Annotated in this window: 17 protein-coding genes and 1 pseudogene; 10 read left to right on the plus strand and 8 right to left on the minus strand. The window is 73.6% G+C overall.

Annotated features, from left to right (window positions below):
* Positions 1–107: 107 nt before the first annotated feature.
* Positions 108–599 (plus strand): N-acetyltransferase family protein, encoded by a 492-nt coding sequence (locus AB8A24_RS14815; RefSeq protein WP_369476006.1) that lies wholly within the window; start codon positions 108–110, stop codon positions 597–599.
* A 112-nt stretch (positions 600–711) separates the two neighbouring features.
* Here the strand turns inward: AB8A24_RS14815 and AB8A24_RS14820 are convergent, their stop codons facing one another.
* Entirely contained in the window at positions 712–1,749 is a 1,038-nt protein-coding gene (locus AB8A24_RS14820) for an RNA polymerase sigma factor (RefSeq protein ID WP_328965985.1), read from the minus strand.
* Positions 1,750–1,938: 189 nt separating this feature from the next.
* Between AB8A24_RS14820 and AB8A24_RS14825 the strand changes: the two genes are divergently transcribed.
* Both AB8A24_RS14825 and AB8A24_RS14830 read left to right on the plus strand, forming a co-directional pair.
* Entirely contained in the window at positions 1,939–2,523 is a 585-nt protein-coding gene (locus AB8A24_RS14825) for a hypothetical protein (protein WP_328963444.1), read from the plus strand.
* Between the two features lie 20 nt (positions 2,524–2,543).
* On the plus strand, positions 2,544–2,894 hold the full coding sequence (locus AB8A24_RS14830) for a hypothetical protein (protein ID WP_328963443.1): 351 nt from the start codon (positions 2,544–2,546) through the stop codon (positions 2,892–2,894).
* Here AB8A24_RS14830 and AB8A24_RS14835 read toward each other — a convergent pair whose 3' ends face one another.
* The 4 genes from AB8A24_RS14835 to AB8A24_RS14850 form a co-directional block, all read right to left on the minus strand.
* Complete coding sequence (locus AB8A24_RS14835) at positions 2,895–4,997, minus strand: molybdopterin oxidoreductase family protein (RefSeq protein WP_328963442.1); 2,103 nt, start codon at positions 4,995–4,997, stop codon at positions 2,895–2,897.
* A 45-nt stretch (positions 4,998–5,042) separates the two neighbouring features.
* Positions 5,043–5,417 carry a hypothetical protein gene (locus AB8A24_RS14840; RefSeq protein WP_369476009.1) on the minus strand — a complete coding sequence of 125 codons (375 nt, stop codon included), beginning with the start codon at positions 5,415–5,417 and terminating at the stop codon, positions 5,043–5,045.
* Between the two features lie 73 nt (positions 5,418–5,490).
* Positions 5,491–6,261: a glucose 1-dehydrogenase gene (locus AB8A24_RS14845; protein WP_369476011.1), complete on the minus strand. Its 771-nt coding sequence runs from the start codon at positions 6,259–6,261 to the stop codon at positions 5,491–5,493.
* Between the two features lie 69 nt (positions 6,262–6,330).
* Complete coding sequence (locus AB8A24_RS14850; protein WP_328965984.1) at positions 6,331–7,047, minus strand: ElyC/SanA/YdcF family protein; 717 nt, start codon at positions 7,045–7,047, stop codon at positions 6,331–6,333.
* 205 nt (positions 7,048–7,252) lie between these two features.
* Here AB8A24_RS14850 and AB8A24_RS14855 point away from each other — a divergent pair.
* From AB8A24_RS14855 to dnaG, 4 genes and pseudogenes are all read left to right on the plus strand, one after another.
* Positions 7,253–8,106: pseudogene (locus tag AB8A24_RS14855) on the plus strand (sirohydrochlorin chelatase).
* 36 nt (positions 8,107–8,142) lie between these two features.
* Complete coding sequence (locus tag AB8A24_RS14860) at positions 8,143–9,468, plus strand: deoxyguanosinetriphosphate triphosphohydrolase (RefSeq protein WP_328963439.1); 1,326 nt, start codon at positions 8,143–8,145, stop codon at positions 9,466–9,468.
* Between the two features lie 93 nt (positions 9,469–9,561).
* Positions 9,562–10,836, plus strand: a complete 1,275-nt coding sequence (locus tag AB8A24_RS14865; protein WP_328963438.1) for an FAD-dependent oxidoreductase — start codon at positions 9,562–9,564, stop codon at positions 10,834–10,836.
* A 34-nt stretch (positions 10,837–10,870) separates the two neighbouring features.
* Positions 10,871–12,796 carry a DNA primase gene (gene dnaG / locus AB8A24_RS14870; protein ID WP_328963437.1) on the plus strand — a complete coding sequence of 642 codons (1,926 nt, stop codon included), beginning with the start codon at positions 10,871–10,873 and terminating at the stop codon, positions 12,794–12,796.
* Between the two features lie 55 nt (positions 12,797–12,851).
* Here dnaG and AB8A24_RS14875 read toward each other — a convergent pair whose 3' ends face one another.
* Positions 12,852–13,298 (minus strand): gamma-glutamylcyclotransferase family protein, encoded by a 447-nt coding sequence (locus AB8A24_RS14875; RefSeq protein WP_328963436.1) that lies wholly within the window; start codon positions 13,296–13,298, stop codon positions 12,852–12,854.
* A gap of 327 nt (positions 13,299–13,625) precedes the next feature.
* Between AB8A24_RS14875 and AB8A24_RS14880 the strand changes: the two genes are divergently transcribed.
* Both AB8A24_RS14880 and AB8A24_RS14885 read left to right on the plus strand, forming a co-directional pair.
* Complete coding sequence (locus AB8A24_RS14880) at positions 13,626–14,168, plus strand: hypothetical protein (protein WP_266391221.1); 543 nt, start codon at positions 13,626–13,628, stop codon at positions 14,166–14,168.
* Between the two features lie 130 nt (positions 14,169–14,298).
* Positions 14,299–15,027: a class F sortase gene (locus AB8A24_RS14885; RefSeq protein ID WP_328963435.1), complete on the plus strand. Its 729-nt coding sequence runs from the start codon at positions 14,299–14,301 to the stop codon at positions 15,025–15,027.
* Positions 15,028–15,043: 16 nt separating this feature from the next.
* Here the strand turns inward: AB8A24_RS14885 and AB8A24_RS14890 are convergent, their stop codons facing one another.
* Both AB8A24_RS14890 and AB8A24_RS14895 read right to left on the minus strand, forming a co-directional pair.
* On the minus strand, positions 15,044–15,820 hold the full coding sequence (locus AB8A24_RS14890; RefSeq protein ID WP_328963434.1) for a TSUP family transporter: 777 nt from the start codon (positions 15,818–15,820) through the stop codon (positions 15,044–15,046).
* Between the two features lie 36 nt (positions 15,821–15,856).
* Positions 15,857–16,108, minus strand: a complete 252-nt coding sequence (locus AB8A24_RS14895; protein ID WP_369476016.1) for a hypothetical protein — start codon at positions 16,106–16,108, stop codon at positions 15,857–15,859.
* A 211-nt stretch (positions 16,109–16,319) separates the two neighbouring features.
* Here AB8A24_RS14895 and AB8A24_RS14900 point away from each other — a divergent pair.
* On the plus strand, positions 16,320–17,035 hold a 716-nt coding region (locus AB8A24_RS14900; RefSeq protein WP_369476018.1), incomplete at its 3' end, for an NAD(P)/FAD-dependent oxidoreductase.

A 17,035-nucleotide genomic window follows, 5' to 3' on the forward strand; every position in this document is an offset into this window, starting at 1 on the left:
CCGAAAGAGGCGGCTCAGGTCGTCTCTTGCGGACGTCGCACGGCGGAGGGGCACTCGGGTACGGGACACGTACTCGGGTGCCCCTCCGCCGTCGTTAGCATGACGGCATGGCATCGGACGTGGTGATACGCCCTGCGCGGGCGGAGGACGAACGCGAGATTCTGGAGGTGCTGCGGTCGGTGTGGTCGCGCGTGAGCGAACCCGGCCCCGAGCGCCCGACGGACGCGGCCCTCTTCGACGAGCGGCATCCCGTGGAGAGTTACCTCGTCGCGGAACGCGGACAGCAGATCGTCGGGTACATCGCCCAGGCTCCGGCCAGTCCCCTCGAATCGAATCGGCACGTCCGTCACATCCAGGGACTGGCCGTCCGCGAGTCCGCCCGCGGCAGCGGGGTCGGGCAGGCCCTCGTCGAGGCGGTCTGCGCCGCCGCGCGAGCCGGTGGGGCCCGCCGCATGAACCTGCGCGTGCTCGGCCACAACGGGACCGCGCGGCAGCTCTACCGTCGCTGCGGCTTCACGGTGGTCGGTGTCCTGCCCGAGGAGTTCCTGCTGGACGGGGCCTATGTCGACGACGTCTGGATGAGCCGGCCGCTGACCTAGGTCGTCTCTCGCGGACCCGGCAAGATCCGTAAGAGACGGCCTAGGCCACCGGTAGTCGTCCGGGCGGCGGAGCGGGGGCGCCTGGCGGGGCGCCCCCTTTTCCGGTGGTCCGTCAGTCCAGGTACCCGCGGAGCTGGTCCGCGAAAGCGTGGTCGCGCAGTTTGTTGAGGGTCTTGGACTCGATCTGGCGGATCCGCTCACGCGTCACGCCGAAGATCCGCCCGATCTCCTCCAGGGTGCGCGGTCGCCCGTCGGCGAGGCCGTACCGCAGCTGCACCACCTTGCGCTCGCGCTCGCCGAGGGTGGAGAGGACGGCTTCCAGGTGTTCGCGCAGCAGGAAGAAGGCGGCCGACTCCACGGGCGAGGCGGCGTCCCCGTCCTCGATGAGGTCGCCGAGCGCGACATCGTCCTCCTCGCCCACCGGGGCGTGCAGGGAAACCGGCTCCTGGGCGAGGCGGAGCACCTCCAGGACCCGCTCCGGGGTCAACTCCAGGTGGACGGCCACTTCTTCGGCCGTCGGCTCGTAGCCGCGCTCCTGGAGCATCCGGCGCTGCACGCGGATGACCCGGTTGATCAGTTCGACGACGTGGACGGGCACGCGGATGGTCCGGGCCTGGTCGGCGAGGGCCCGGGACATCGCCTGCCGGATCCACCAGGTGGCGTAGGTGGAGAACTTGTAGCCGCGGGCGTAGTCGAACTTCTCGACGGCCCGGATCAGCCCGAGGTTCCCCTCCTGCACGAGGTCGAGCATGGTGAGCCCGCGACCCACGTACCGCTTGGCGACGGAGACGACGAGCCGTAGGTTCGACTCGATGAGCCGGCGCTTGGCCATCCGCCCCATGACGACGAGCTTGTCGAGGTCGAGGGCGAGCTGGGAGTCGAGGTCCGGGGTGTTGCCGAGCTTCTCCTCGGCGAACAGGCCGGCTTCGACGCGTCGCGCGAGGTCCACCTCCTCGGCGGCGGTGAGCAGCGGGATCCTGCCTATCTCGCGGAGGTACTGCCGGAACAGGTCGGCGGACGGGCCCGCTCCGCCTCCGCTGTCGCCGCTGCTGCGCCTGCGCTGCACGGGCACCGGCTCGATCAGCTCCAGTACCTCGGGCTCTTCGTCCACGGCCTTGGCCTCCGAGGACTCGCTCACGTTCACGGTCAGGGTCCGGGTCTGCACGGGGGCGACCTCCAGGGCTCCGAGGACGGGGGCACCGCACCTCAGTGTGGGGTACGACACATCGCGGCCACGAGGGGCGTGCGAGCACTTTCTGAGTCCGGTGCGTGACCGCATGGTTACCCCCCGGCGGGAACCCCGATGCGGACCGGACGCATGTCCGAGATGATCGACTCCATGCATGAGTACGAAACCCACGTGACGGTGCGCTGCGCGGATGCGACGGAGCTGGCGCGGCTCGACGCCTGGGCCGCCGCACGGGAGTTGAAGGTGACCCACATCCAGCTGGCGCGGGGACGGATGGTGTCCCAGCCGATGCTGACCCTGCCGGACCGCACGGGCCACGAGCGTCTGGTGCCACAGCTGCGGGCGGACGGCTTCGATCCGGTGCGGGTCAAGGTGGAGACGGTCCCCTGGACCACGGACCTCCCGGGGCCGGGCGGCGGCTACTTCGAGCACCACCTCAGGGTGCTGCTGCCCGCGGACTTCGACCGCCCGGCGCTGGAGGCCCTGGTGGCCCCGCACGGGGCGCACCTGTCGTGGAACGCCCGCCGGGTAGGGGGCGGGGACTGGCAGGTGCGGTTCGTGACGCAGCGGTGGCGCGGCGGCGCGGGGGCGGCCGGTGCGGGGGAGGCCTTCGACGCGCTGGTCAAGACGCTCTGGTCGGCCGGGTACGAAATGGGTACGGGAGAGCGGGAGTTCGTGCTGTACGACAGCGACCTGTCGGTGGACGACGGGTGGATCGCGGAGGATGCGCGGTAAGTACGTGGCGCGAGTTCGGCGTGAACAGCACGCACCTGCCGAGCGAGCCCGTGGACGAGCGGACGCGTGCGGCCCGGCCGGACGGGCACGTCCAGCTGGACTTCGTCTTCGACGAGCGGCTCCCGGTCCCGCCGGAGCCGGCCGGACCGGCCTGCGGGGCGGTGGTCCTGGCGGCCACGCCGGCCCTGTCGCCGGCCTGGAAGGTGTTGTGGCTCATCAGTGACCGGCATCCGCAGGGCAAGGACCTGTACGACGGCGCCGAGTGGGAGCACTTCGAGGCGGAGTACCCGCAGCTCGCCGCCCCCGGGGAAGAGGTGTTCCTGGCCCGGCTGGTGGAGGCCCTGCGCCCGACCTTCGCGGACGGCGCCTGATCAGGCGGGCTCGACGCGGACCGCGCAGACCTTGAACTCCGGCATCCGGGACGTGGGGTCCAGGGCCGGGTTGGTCAGGGTGTTGGCGCGGCCCTCGCCGGGCCAGTGGAAGGGCATGAAGACCGTGTCCGCCCGGATGGTGTCGGTGATGCGGGCCGGGGCGACGGCTCGGCCGCGGCGGGAGGTCACGGCGAGCGGGCTGCCCTCGACCGCGCCGATCCGGGCGGCGAGCCGCGGGTGGAGTTCCACGAAGGGGCCGGGGGCGGCCGCGTTGAGCTCGTCCACCCGGCGGGTCTGGGCCCCGGACTGGTACTGGGCGACCACCCGGCCGGTGGTGAGCAGCAGCGGGTAGTCCGCGTCGGGGACCTCGGCGGCGTCGCGGTGGGAGACGGGGACGAAGCGGGCCCGGCCGTCGTCGGTGGCGAAGCGGTCCAGGAAGAGCCGCTCGGTGCCCGGCGGGTCTTCGGTGCCCTCGGCACCCTCAGGGCCTGCCGGGCAGGGCCAGAAGACGCCCTGTTCGGCCTCGATGCGGGCGTAGGTGATGCCCGAGTAGTCCGCGGGGCCGCCGGCCGAGGCGCGGCGCAGTTCCTCGAATACCTCCTCGGGCTCGGTGGGGAAGCCCTTCTCGACGCCGAGGCGGGCGGCGAGTCCGTGCAGCACGTCCAGGTCGCTACGGACCCCCGGCGGCGGGGTCAGCGCCCGGCGGCGGAGCAGGACGCGGCCCTCCAGGTTGGTGGTGGTGCCGGTCTCCTCCGCCCACTGGGTGACGGGGAGGACCACGTCCGCGAGGGCCGCGGTCTCGGAAAGGACGACGTCGGCCACGGCGAGGAAGTCCAGGGAGCGGATGCGGTCCTCGACGTGTCCGGCGCGGGGGGCGGACACCACCGGGTTCGAGCCCATCAGGAGCAGGGCCTTCACGTCCGTGCCGAGGGCGTCGAGGAGTTCGTAGGCGCTGCGGCCCGGGCCGGGGAGGCTGTCGGGGTCGACGCCCCAGACCTCGGCGACGTGGGCGCGGGCCGCCGGGTCGGTGAGCTTGCGGTAGCCGGGGAGCTGGTCGGCCTTCTGGCCGTGCTCGCGGCCGCCCTGGCCGTTGCCCTGCCCGGTGAGGCAGCCGTAGCCGGAGAGCGGGCGGCCGGCCCGGCCGGTGGCCAGGCACAGGTTGATCCAGGCGCCGACCGTGTCGGTGCCCTTGGACTGCTGCTCGGGGCCGCGGGCGGTGAGGACCATGGCGGATTCCGGGGCGCAGAAGAGGGCCACGGCCTCGCGGAGCCTGGGGACCGGTATCCCGGTGATGCGCTCGACCAGTTCCGGCCAGTGGGCCATGGCGGCGGCCCTGGTCTCCTCCCAGCCGGTGGTGCGGGCGGCGATGAACTCCTCGTCGGTCCGGCCTTCCGCGACGATCAGGTGCAGCAGGCCGAGGGCGAGGGCGAGGTCGGTGCCGGGGCGCGGGGCGAGGTGCAGGTCGGCCTGTTCGGCGGTGCGGGTGCGCCGCGGATCGATGACGATCAGGGTGCCGCCGCCCGCCTTGAGCTCGGTGAGGTAGCGCAGTGCGGGCGGCATGGTCTCGGCCAGGTTCGAGCCGACGAGGATCACGCAGCCGGTGCGCGGGATGTCCGCCAGGGGGAAGGGCAGCCCGCGGTCGAGGCCGAAGGCCCGCTGGTGGGCGGCGGCGGCCGAGGACATGCAGAAGCGGCCGTTGTAGTCGATCTGCGAGGTGCGCAGGGCGACGCGGGCGAACTTGCCGAGCGCGTAGGCCTTCTCGTTGGTGAGCCCGCCGCCGCCGAAGACACCGACGGCGTCCGGGCCGTGGGTGCGGCCGGTACGGGAGAGGCCCTCGGCGACGGCGTCGAGGGCCTCCTCCCAGGTGGCCGGCTCCAGCTGCCCGGCGTGGGTGCGGACGAGCGGCTGGGTCAGGCGCACCCGGGAGGAGAGCACGGCGGGGGCGGTGCGGCCCTTGCCGCACAGCGCGCCCCGGTTGACGGGGAAGTCGGCCCGCTCCTCGACCGCCACGGTGGCACCGCCCGGCTCGGGGCGGAGCCTCATCCCGCACTGCAGGGCGCAGTACGGGCAGTGCGTGTCGGTGGCGGAGTCGGAGGTGCGCATGCCCCCAGCGTGCGCCGCCGGTGTTACACGGGCCGCCGCCCCGCGTTACGGCCCGGGGTGCTCCGCCTCAGCGCCGCCGGACGGCTGCGGTGAGGCCCGGGGCAGCGGTGGGCGGTCGACGAGTTCGACGTACACGATCCGGCCGTCGACGACGTCGAGGTTCAAGAACCCGTTGCCCGGGTCGAGGGCCATCATGCGGTGACCGGGACCGTACGCCGTGCCGGGCGGATGCCGGTGGGTGCGGAAGCTCTGGCAGAAGTCGTTGCGGCAGTCGCACTCCTCCAGCAGACGGTGGTCGTACGCGCAGACGGCGAGCCGGTGCTCTCCTTCGGCCGCCGGCAGCCGCACGAGCTGTGCCGTCAGGTCGGGGAAGACATCGCGTACGAGGGGTCCGTCCTGTTCCACGGCCTCCTGTTCCACGGGCGGACGGTAGCCCGGGGTCCCTCCGGCGGCACGCGAATTTGCGGTCGTCCCGCCGGGGGCCAGGGGTGGGTCACTGTCCCGTCAGGTACTTCACCGTCAGGCCCGCGGTCCAGCCGCCGTCGACGGCGAGTTCGGCGCCCGTCATGTAGCCGGCGGCGTCGGAGAGCAGGAAGGCGATCGCCGCGGCGATCTCCTCGGGGACGCCGACGCGGCCGAGCGGGGCGCCGGGGTAGTTGCCCTCGCCCGCCTGGACGCCGATCGGGGCGGTCATCGGGGTCAGGGTCATGCCCGGGTGGACGGAGTTGACGCGGATCCCGGCCTCGGCGAGCTCCACCGCGCCGATCTTCGACAGGCCGCGCACGCCCCACTTGGAGGCCCCGTAGCCGGCGGTGAGCGCGAGGCCGGTCAGACCCGCGGCGGAGGAGATGTTGACGATGGACCCGCCGCCGTGCGCGCGCAGCAGCGGGATCGCGGTCTTGATGCCGATGAACACGCCGACCAGGTTGATCTCGACGACCTGGCGGAAGTGCTCGACGCTCTCGTGCTCCAGGAACTGGCCGGTGGATATGCCCGCGTTGTTCACCAGGCCGTCGATGCGGCCGAACGCGGCGACCGCGTACTCCAGGGCCGCCTGCCAGTCGGCCTCGCTCGTCACGTCGTGCCGGACGAAACGCGCCGCGCCGCCGAGCTTCGCGGCCGTCTCGGCGCCTTCCGCCTCCAGTACGTCGGTGATCAGCACCCGGCCGCCGCCGTCCACGACGGCCTGTGCGGCCGCGGCGCCGAGGCCGCGGGCTCCACCGGTGATGACGACGACCTTGCCGCTCAGATCCACAACAGCCACGGTTCCACACCCCTGACGCTCTCGTACGGACTGACCGGCATATGACTAATCGGCATAACCGGCGCCGCGTCAGTCTGTCAGAGCAGCCAGGGCCCGTGACACCCCCTCCTCCTTCGGTCCCAGGAAGTGCGGGGCGGGCTTGAAGGCCGCGTCCAGTGCCGCCTTGCCCGCCGCGAAGACCTCGCGGGTCTCGCCGTAGTACCAGGTGGCGTCGTGCACGTCGGCCACCCCGACGCCGTACGCGTCCAGGCCGGCCGCCTGGCACAGGGCGACGGCCCGGCGGATGTGGAAGCCCTGGGTGACCAGCACGGCCCGCTCCACGCCGAAGATCTCCTTGGCCCGCACGCAGGAGTCCCAGGTGTCGAAGCCCGCGTAGTCACTGACGATCTTCCGGTCCGGCACCCCGTGCGCGGTGAGGTACTTCCGCATCGCGTCGGGTTCGTCGTACTCGGTGCGGCTGTTGTCCCCGGTGACCAGCACGACCTTGACCTTGCCGGTGCGGTACAGCTCGGCGGCGGCGTCGAGCCGGTCGGCGAGGTACGGGGTCGGCCGGCTCCCCAACAGGCCCGCGCCGAACACCACGGCCACCTCGGCGGCGGGCGCGTCGGCCGTGGTCCGCAGCCGGTCGGCGGCCACCGCGTGCATCCACGCCGAGGGCAGCAGCGCCAGGACGCAGCCCGCCATGACGGTCTGCACCGCCCGCCGCCGGGTCCGTACGCTGCGCAGCGCCGGCACCGCCCGGCTCCACTCGACTCTCGGCAGGCGCGGCAGGCGCGGTCGGCGCATCATCCATCCCCAGGTGTCTCGACTGCTCGTCCGCTGGTCAGGACGCGTCCCGCGGCCCTGCGGTTCACCCGGCCCCGATCCGCGGCGGGTACGCCGTCGGCCGCGCCCGCCCCGAACAGCCGCGCCGACCCCCCTGTGAGCACACGGCAAAGACCCGTCATCCCGGCGCAACGCACCGGCAACCTCCGGCGCGGAGGATCGATTCATGACGGAGCCGGTGCACCCTCCCGAGTTTCCCGCCCTTCCCTTCGACAGCACGGCCGAGCTGCTCGGCCGCATCACCCGCCAGCTGGGCACCCAGCTCAGCGGCCTGCGCCGACCCGGAGTCCGCCCATGCAGCCCACCCTCGTCGCCGTGGCCCACGGCAGCCGTGACCCGCGCGCCCTGCACACCGCACGCGCCCTCCTCGAACGCGTCCGCGAACTCCGCCCCCGGCTCGATGTCCGGCTCGGCCACATCGAGCTGACCGCGCCGCTGCTCGACGACACCCTGGGCGAGCTGTCCGGCTCGGCCGTGCTCGTCCCGCTGCTGTTCGGTCGCGGGTACCACGTCAAGCGTGACCTCCCCGCGGCCGCGGCCCGGGCCGGCCACCTGCTCACCCGCGTCGCCGCCCCACTGGGCCCGCACCCGCTGCTCGTCGAGGCCCTGTACGAGCGGCTGCTGGAGACCGGCTGGACCCCGGCCCCCGGGTCGGCCGTCGTGCTGGCCGCCGCCGGTTCCCGCGACCCCGACTCCGCGGCCGACACCCGCCGCACCGCCGCCCTGCTCTCCGAACGCCTCGGCGGCGTCCCGGTGACCCCCGCCTACGCCTCCGCCGCCGCGCCGAGCGCCCCCGAGGCGGTCCGGGCCCTCGCCGCCCGCGGTCACCACCGGATCGCCGTGGCCTCGTACTTCGCCGCTCCCGGCCGATTCGCCGGCCAGACCGCCGCGGCGGCGCCCGGCCTCGCCGCCGCCCCGCTGGGCGACCACCCGGCCCTGGCCCGGCTGGTGCTGCACCGCTACGACGAGGCCCGCGCCCTGCCCGTCCACCTGGCACGGCCGGAACTCCTCTCCGCCTGATCCCGGTTTGTCAGTTGTTCCGGTTACCGTCTCTGCATGGAAGGCACCACGCACGCCCTCACCGACGACCACCGCGACCTCTACGACGCGGCCGACACCGAACGCTGGGCCGCCGAGCCCGACAAACGGCCCGGCCGGACCGCCTTCCAGCGCGACCGCGCCCGCGTGTTGCACTCGGCCGCGCTGCGCCGCCTCGCCGGGAAGACCCAGGTCGTCACCCCCGGCAGCCGTTCCTACGACTGGGACGCGAGCCCCCGGACCCGCCTCACCCACTCCCTGGAGTGCGCCCAGGTCGGGCGGGAGCTCGGCGCCGCGCTCGGCTGCGACCCCGACCTGGTCGAAGCCGCCTGCCTCTCCCACGACATGGGCCACCCGCCCTTCGGCCACAACGGCGAGGAGGCGCTCAACGAGTTCGCCAAGGACTGCGGCGGCTTCGAGGGCAACGCCCAGTCGCTGCGCCTGCTGACCCGCCTGGAGCCCAAGCGGTTCGTGCCCGACCCGACGAGCGGCGAGCTCGTCAGCGTCGGCCTCAACCTGACCCGGGCCTGCCTGGACGCCGCCACCAAGTACCCGTGGGCCCGCGGGGACCACCCCACCGACCCCGACTCGGTCAAGTTCGGCGCGTACGAGGACGACCTGCCGGTCTTCGAGTGGCTGCGCCGCGGCGCGCCCGCGGACCGCAAGTGCTTCGAGGCCCAGGTCATGGACTGGGCGGACGACGTCGCGTACTCCGTCCACGACTTCGAGGACGGCCTGCACGCCGGCCACCTCGACCCCAACATGCTCTACGCCGAGCCCGAGCGCGCGGCGATCTGGCAGGTGGCCATCGGCCGGTACGTCCCCGCCGACACGGCGCCCGAGGAGCTGCGGGCCGCCCTCGACCGTCTGATGGAGCAGGAGTGGTGGCCGCACGGGTACGACGGTTCGGCTCTCGCCCAGTCCCGGCTGAAGGACGCCACGAGCCAGCTGATCGGCCGGTTCTGCCTGGCCGCCGAGGGCGCCACCCGTGAGGCGTACGGCTCCGGCCGCCTCACCCGGTACGGTGCCGAACTGGTGATCCCGCGCGAGGCGCGCAACGAGTGCGCGGTGCTCAAGGCGGTCGCCGACCTGTACGTGATGCAGCGCGACGAGCAGGAACGGATCCGCGCCGACCAGCGCATCGTCCTGGCCGAACTCGCGGAGGCGCTGAGCGCCCGCGCGCCCGAGGGGCTGGACCCGCAGTTCCGGGCCATCTTCGACGCGGCCCCGGACGACAAGGCCAGGAAAAGGGCGGTCATCGACCAGATCGCGTGCCTCACCGACGCATCCGCCCGTTCCCTTCACGCACGCCTCACCCGGCGCGGTCGACGCGCCGAAAGGTGAGCTGATCGAGCCACTCCCCCTTCACGCGGCAGGCTCGGTGCGGGACGCTCGCATGTGGTCGCATGTGGCGGAGAGGTTATGAGGAGGCATCAGGTGGTCGACGCACACCGGACATTCGTCATCGTCGGCGCAGGGCTCGCCGGGGCAAAGGCGGCCGAAACGCTGAGGTCCGAGGGGTTCACGGGGCGGGTGATCCTGATCGGCGACGAGCGCGACCATCCCTACGAACGCCCCCCGCTGTCCAAGGGCTACCTGACCGGCAAGGACGAACGGGAGAGCGTCTTCGTCCACGAGCCGTCCTGGTACGCGGCCTCCGACATCGAGCTGCACCTGGGCCAGCCCGCGGTCCACCTCGACCGGGACGCCAAGAAGGTGGTCCTCGGCGACGGCACCGTCCTGTACTACGACAAGCTGCTGCTGGCCACCGGCGCCGAGCCGCGCCGCCTGGACATCCCCGGCACCGACCTGGCCGGGGTGCACCACCTGCGGCGCCTCGCGCACGCCGAACGACTGAAGGGCGTACTGGCCGGGCTCGGCCGGGACAACGGGCACCTGCTCATCGCGGGAGCCGGGTGGATCGGGCTGGAGGTGGCCGCCGCGGCCCGTGGCTACGGCGCCGAGGTCACCGTCGTCGAGCCGGAGGCCACGCCCCTGCACGCGGTGCTCGGCCCGGAGATCGGCCGGCTCTTCGCGGACCTGCACGGCGATCACGGGGTGCGCTTCCACTTCGGGGCGCGGCTGACCGAGATCGTGGGCCACGACGGCATGGTGCTGGCCGCCCGTACCGACGACGGGGAGGAGCACCCGGCGCACGCGGTGCTCTCCGCGATCGGGGCGGCCCCGCGGACCGCGCTCGCCGAGACCGCCGGGCTGGCGCTGGTCGACCGGGAGCACGGCGGCGGGATCGCGGTGGACTCCTCCCTGCGCACCTCCGACCCGGACGTCTACGCGGTCGGGGACGTGGCCGCCGCCCACCACCCGGTGCTCGGGACCCGACTGCGGGTCGAGCACTGGGCCAACGCGCTGAACGGCGGCCCGGCCGCCGCACGGGCGATGCTGGGCCAGGAGGTCGGCTACGACCGCGTGCCGTACTTCTTCTCGGACCAGTACGACGTGGGCCTGGAGTACTCGGGGTACGCGCCGGCCGGCGGATACGACCAGGTGCTGATCCGCGGCGACGTGGGCAAGCGGGAGTTCATCGCCTTCTGGCTGTCGGAGGGGCGGGTCCTGGCCGGGATGAACGTGAATGTGTGGGACGTCACCGAGCACATCCAGGCCCTGATCAGGTCGAAGAGCCCGGTCAACCGCGAGGCGCTGGCGGACCCATCCGTTCCGCTTGACTCCCTGGTGCGGGCCGAGGGGGCCTGACCGGATTGCCGGCGCCCGGCCGTAGACTTCACGGGTGGCAGGACGGATCAACGACGACGACGTGAAGGCGGTACGGGACGCGGTCCCGATCGACGCCGTGGTCTCCGAGTACCTCCAGCTGCGGAACGCGGGCGGCGGCAACCTCAAGGGCCTGTGCCCCTTCCACGACGAGAAGTCCCCTTCCTTCCAGGTCAGCCCCAGCAAGGGGCTCTACCACTGCTTCGGCTGCCAGGCGGGCGGGGACACCCTCGACTTCGTCATGAAGATCGACCACCTCTCCTTCTCGGAGGCGGTCGAGCGCCTGGCCGGCCTGGCCGGCATCACCCTGCGGTACGAGGAGGGCGGCTACACCGCCGGCACCAGCGGCCGCGGTGACCGCATCCGGCTGGTCGAGGCACACAAGGCCGCCGCCCAGTTCTACGTCGACCAGCTGGGCGGCCCCGAGGCGGAGATCGGCCGCAAGTTCCTGGCGGAGCGCGGCTTCGACCAGGCCGCGGCCGCGCACTTCAGCGTGGGTTACAGCCCGGCCGGATGGGACCACCTGACCCGCTTCCTGCGCGGCAAGGGCTTCACCGACAAGGAACTGATCACCTCCGGGCTCGCCCAGGACAGCCGCAGCGGCAAGCCGATCGACCGCTTCCGCGGCCGGCTGATGTGGCCCATCCGCGACATCAGCGGCGAGGTGGTCGGCTTCGGCGCGCGCAAGCTGCGCGACGACGACAACGGCCCCAAGTACCTGAACACGCCCGAGACCGCGATCTACAAGAAGTCCCAGGTGCTCTACGGCATCGACCTGGCGAAGAAGGAGATCGCGAAGACCTCCCGGGCCGTGGTCGTCGAGGGCTACACCGATGTGATGGCCTGCCACCTGGCCGGGGTCACCACCGCGATCGCCACCTGCGGCACCGCCTTCGGCGGGGACCACATCAAGATCCTGCGCCGGCTGCTGATGGACAACGCCACCGCCGAGGTGATCTTCACCTTCGACGGCGACGCGGCGGGCCAGAAGGCCGCGCTGCGGGCCTTCGAGGACGACCAGAAGTTCGCCGCGGAGACCTCGATCACCATCGCCCCCGGCGGCATGGACCCCTGCGACCTGCGCCTCGCCCAGGGCGACGCGGCCGTGGCCGGCCTGGTGGAGGCCCGCACGCCGCTGTTCGAGTTCGCGCTGCGGCACATCGTGGCCCGGCACAACCTGGAGAACCCGGCGGGCCGGGCGGCCGCGCTGGACGAGGCCGCGCCCGTCGTCGCCAACATCAAGAACATCGCGATCCAGCACGAGTCGGCGGTCCAGCTGGCGGGCATGCTGGGCATCCGCGACGAGCAGTTCGTGGTCAAGCGGGTCGCACAGCTGGCCCGCTGGGCCCGCGAGCGCGGCCAGGGCGACGGACCGCAGGGCGGCCGGCCCGGCGGGAAGCCGCAGCGGGGCCGCCCGTCCTACGAGGACGTCCCCGCGCCCGCCGCCCAGCCGGCCGGGGGCCCCGCGCTGAACCTGCGCAGCCCGGCCCACCGCACCGAGCGTGAGCTGCTGAAGCTCGCCCTCCAGCGGCCGGCCCTGGTCTCCCCGGCCTTCGACGCGTACGGGATGGACGAGTTCACCGCCCCGCCCTACGCGGCCGTGCGCCAGGCGATCCTGGACGCGGGCGGTGCCTCGCTCGGCGCGGAGGACTACCTGGCCCGGGTCCGCGAGGCCGCCCCGAACGACACCGTGCGCGCGCTCGTCACGGAACTGGCGGTCGAGGCCATCCACGCGAAGACGGTGGACGAGATGTACGCGGGGGTCCAGCTGGTCCAGGTACGGCTGCGCGCCGTCGACCGCCGGGTCCACGAGATCCAGGGCACGCTGTCGCGGCTGGGCCCGCAGGCCCCGCCGGAGCAACTGGCCGCCGTCCAGGAGGAGCTGTGGGTGCTCCAGCAGTACGGCCAGCGGCTGCGCAACCGCGGCGCCGAGGGCCTGTGACGGCGGGGCCGTAGCAGCGGGGATGTAGCCACCGGCCGCGGTCACCCGGCTCCGGTCACCGGCGCCCGAACCAGTCGCCGCCGGAGATCTCCGTGCCCGACTCCCGCAGGTCGCGGGCGATCAACGGGGCCGCCAGATAGACCCAGGCGCGGACCGTGGTGCCGTCCGGCCGCAGGACCGGGCGGGCGATCCGGTCGTAGATGTTCCCCGGGCGGCCCGGGCCCCCGTACTCCTCCAGTTGGTCCAGCGCGGCCAGCAGCCGCCCGTAGCCACCCGGCGCCGCCGTGATCAGCTCGCCGACGACCACCGTGCCGGGGCGGTGGACCGCGTAGGGGTATCCGGGACCGTCGTAGAGCGCCGCGTCCGGGAGGACGGCCGGCTCCTCCGAGGCCGTGCGGCCGCGCAGGAAGAGGTCGTGGTTGACCTCGCCCGGGCGCAGGGTTCCGTAGACGAAGAACGGGAGCGGATCGCTCGGGTCCGGTAGCCGTTCGACCGATGTCACGGGCCCTCCCTCGGGTATGGCGCGGCGGCGCGCGGGCCGGGCCGAAAGTCCCCGCGTTCCCGCGCCCCACCACCGTACGCAGCGCTGCTGCACAGCCTCCCGGCGGGCGCCTCGGCCGCGGTGGAGCTCCCGCCGGCCTGACCCGCGGCCGACCGCGGTCACCCGGACGGCGCGGGGCGCTCCGATGGCCGCAGCACCCGCGTTGACCTGCGCGGACGGCCAGCAGGTGGGCCGCCGGAAGGCATACCTGACGGGACATCAGCAGGCGCGCGGCGGGCGGGCCGGGTTTCCTCGGGAACACGACCCCGTGTCTCCAGGAGAGTCCCCATGCGCCGACGTACCGCACACCTGCTGACCGCGACCGCGTTGACCGCCGCCGCGTTCACCGGGCCGGTCGCCGGCGCCGTCGCCGCCGCCGAGCTCGGTGTGGTGGGCTTCGCACCCGGGGACTTCGCGCCGCTGGAGGTGTGGCCCAAGTCCGCCGCTCCCGGCGCCACCGTCACCGTGAACACCACCGCCTGCGGCAGCGGCAGCCACGCGGACGGCGATGCCACCACGGTGGGCGGCGGCCGGTTCAAGCTGGTCCCGGGCACCCACAAGGAGGTGGTCGTGGGGCAGTTCCAGATCGCCCACGGCACCCGCGGCGGGACCTACGGCATCGGCGTGACCTGCGCGAACGGCAAGTTCGCCACGGGCGACCTGGTCGTCACCGAGCGCGGCCCGCAGGGTCACGTCAACACCGGGGTGGGCGGTGGCACGACCACCACCACCGACCCCGCCAAGATCGCGGCGGGAGCGGCCGTACTGGCCGCTGCCGCCGTCGGCGGTACCTGGCTCCTGCGTCGCCGGGCGAGCGGCACGCGGAGCTGACGGACGCCCACCGCGGCTCCGGCCGCGGTCCGACCGGTACCGTCCCCCGTCGCCCGCCCCGCGAGGTCCCCCCCGTTCGCGGGGCCGGGCGACGGCCAGTCACCCCGAAACGGAAGCCGAGGGGGTACGCATGGGTGGCGATTTCGGTGGCGCGCGGGGCCGCGACCGGCAGCCCCGGCCCACCAACGGCGACCGCCCCGGATCCGGAGCGCACCCCGGGCGGGCAGCGAGCCGCGCCACCCGCACCCCCACCGCCCGCCACGGCGGACTCGTCGCGCTCGCCGCCTGCGTCGGCATCTGGCTCGTGACCAGCGGTTCGCGTGAACCCGTCGGACCGCCGCTGCCCTCCTCCGCCGAGTCGCTGACCGCCGCCGGCGTGGTGGGCCCCGGGATCGCCCCGCTCCCCGGTTCCCCGCCGGCCCGGATCCGGATCCCCTCCATCCGGGTCGACGCCCCGCTGACCGGGCTCGGCCTGGATCGGCGCGGCAGCCTCGAAGTGCCCCCGCCGGACCGGCGCGACCTGGCCGGCTGGTACCGCGACGGCACCACACCGGGTGCCACCGGCACCGCCGTCATCGCCGGGCACGTGGACGACGCCGCCGGGCCGGGGGTCTTCTACGACCTGGGCGCGCTGCGCCGCGGGGCCTCCATCGAGATCCCGCGCGCGGACGGCAGTACGGCGGTGTTCACGGTCCACGCGGTCGAGGTCTACGACGCCAAGGCCTTCCCCGACACCCGCGTGTACGGGCCTTCGGCGCGCGCCGAGCTCCGGGTGATCACCTGCGGCGGCGGCTTCTCGCCCCGCACGGGCTACCGCGGCAACGTGGTGGTCTTCGCGCACCTCACCGGGACGTACTAGGTCGTGTTGCGGCGGGTCAGCCCCACTGCTCGATGCCGAGCTTGAGCACCAGCGCGCCCACCACCGTCAGCAGCACGCCGCGGACGAAGCCGCTGCCCTTCTTGAGCGCCATACCGGCACCGATCATGCCGCCGGCCAGGTTGAACACCGCCATCAACGCGGCCAGCTGCCACAGCACCATGCCCTGGTAGGCGAACATCGCGAGCGCCCCGCCGTTGGTGCAGCAGTTCACGATCTTGGCGGTGGCGGAGGCGGTGACCAGGTCGAGGTGGAGCAGCGCCGTCAGCGCGAGCACCAGGAAGGTGCCGGTGCCGGGCCCGATGAGGCCGTCGTAGAAGCCGATGCCCAGGCCCGCGAGCCCGATGGCGAGCAGCACCCGCTGCCGGCTGACGGGCGCGGCCGAGGGGGCGGTGCCGAAGCCCGGCTTGAAGATCACGACACCCGCGACGAAGACGAGGACCACCATGATCAGCGGGCGGAGGGTGTCCTTGCTGATGCCGCCCGCGAGCGCGGCCCCGCCCATCGAGCCGGCGAGCGCGGCCAGGCCGATGCGGACGGCCAGTTTCACGTTCACCGGGGCCTTGCGGGCGTACGTCACGGCCGCCCCGGCGGTACCGACGATGGCCACGGCCTTGTTGGTACCGAGGACGGTGGCGGGGTGGGCGTTCGGCAGGCCGAGCAGGAGCGCGGGCAGGAGCAGCAGGCCGCCGCCGCCCACCACCGCGTCGATCCAGCCGGCGGCGGCCGCGGCCACGCACAGGACGACGATCATGGTCGTTGATATGTCAGGCACGACCTGACCCTATGGAGCTGTTGGGTGCAGTGGGCATCAATCTCCGGAAAGTTGCGCAAAGGTTGAGCTTTGCCGGGCCGGCACCCGGTCCGGGGCCACCGGAGCCGCCGGGTCCACGGCCGCCGTCAGCACGGTCGCGGCCGGCGCGGCCCGTACCGGCGAGGGACGCCGCGGCCTGCGGTGCCGGGCCCCGTAGCCGGCGAGCAGGCCGGACAGGTGCGCGGCGGTGGCGAACAGCGCGTCGGGCCGGGCCGAGGGCCGTACCTGCGCCGCCCGGAGCAAGGTCACCACCCCCGCACCGCCCAGCATCCCGCCCCTCACCCGCACCACCGCATCTCGCACACGGAGCACGCCAAGGGCGCGAACGGCGGCCCTGATGATCCTTGAGGCCGCCTTGAGGGAGGCCTCACCGACCCTTGACCCCGGCGCTGAGGTCGGCGTTCCGTCCGGGTAACAGAGGCGATGTCGTGGGGAAACAGCGGCCGCGCACGCTCGTGGCATGACCTCGGACAAGCGTGTGGTGGTGATCGGCGGCGGCCTCGCGGGCCTACGGCTCGCGCAACGGCTCGGCCCGGCCGCTGCGGTGACCGTCCTCGGCGAGGAGACCCACGTGCCGTACAACCGGGTCCTGCTCGCCGAGGTCCTCGCGGGCCGGTACGCACCGGAGGTGACGGCCCTGCCGGCACCCGGCCCGGCGCTGCGGCGGGGGGTCCGGGCGGTACGCGTGGACCGCGCCGAGCGGGCCGTGCACTGCGACGACGGCACGGTGGCCCGGTACGACACGCTGGTACTGGCCACCGGTTCGAACGCGGTGCTCCCGCCGCTGCGCGGACTGTTCGAACCGGAAGGACGGGACCTCCCCGACGGGGTGCACGCCTTCCGCACGATGGACGACTGCCTGGCGCTCTCGGCGGCCGTACGGCCCGGGGCCCGTGTGGTGGTGATCGGCGGGGGCCTGCTGGGCGTCTCGGCGACCCGTGCGCTCGCCGCGCGGGGCGCGCAGGTGGTCCTCGCCCAGCAGGGCGAGCGGCTGATGGAACGCCAGCTCGACGCGGAGGCATCCGCCCTGCTGCACACCCACCTGACCGCACTCGGCGTCGAGATCCACACGGAATGCCGGGTCCGCGGCCTGCTCACGACGAGTTCGCCCACTGCTCCGCTGCCGGGGCTCCGCCCCGTCCCCCGCGCCTCGAACGCCGGCGGGGCCGATTCTTC

It is taken from the genome of Streptomyces sp. BF23-19, from assembly GCF_041106355.1.
In the GTDB taxonomy this organism is placed as follows: domain Bacteria; phylum Actinomycetota; class Actinomycetes; order Streptomycetales; family Streptomycetaceae; genus Streptomyces; species Streptomyces virginiae_A.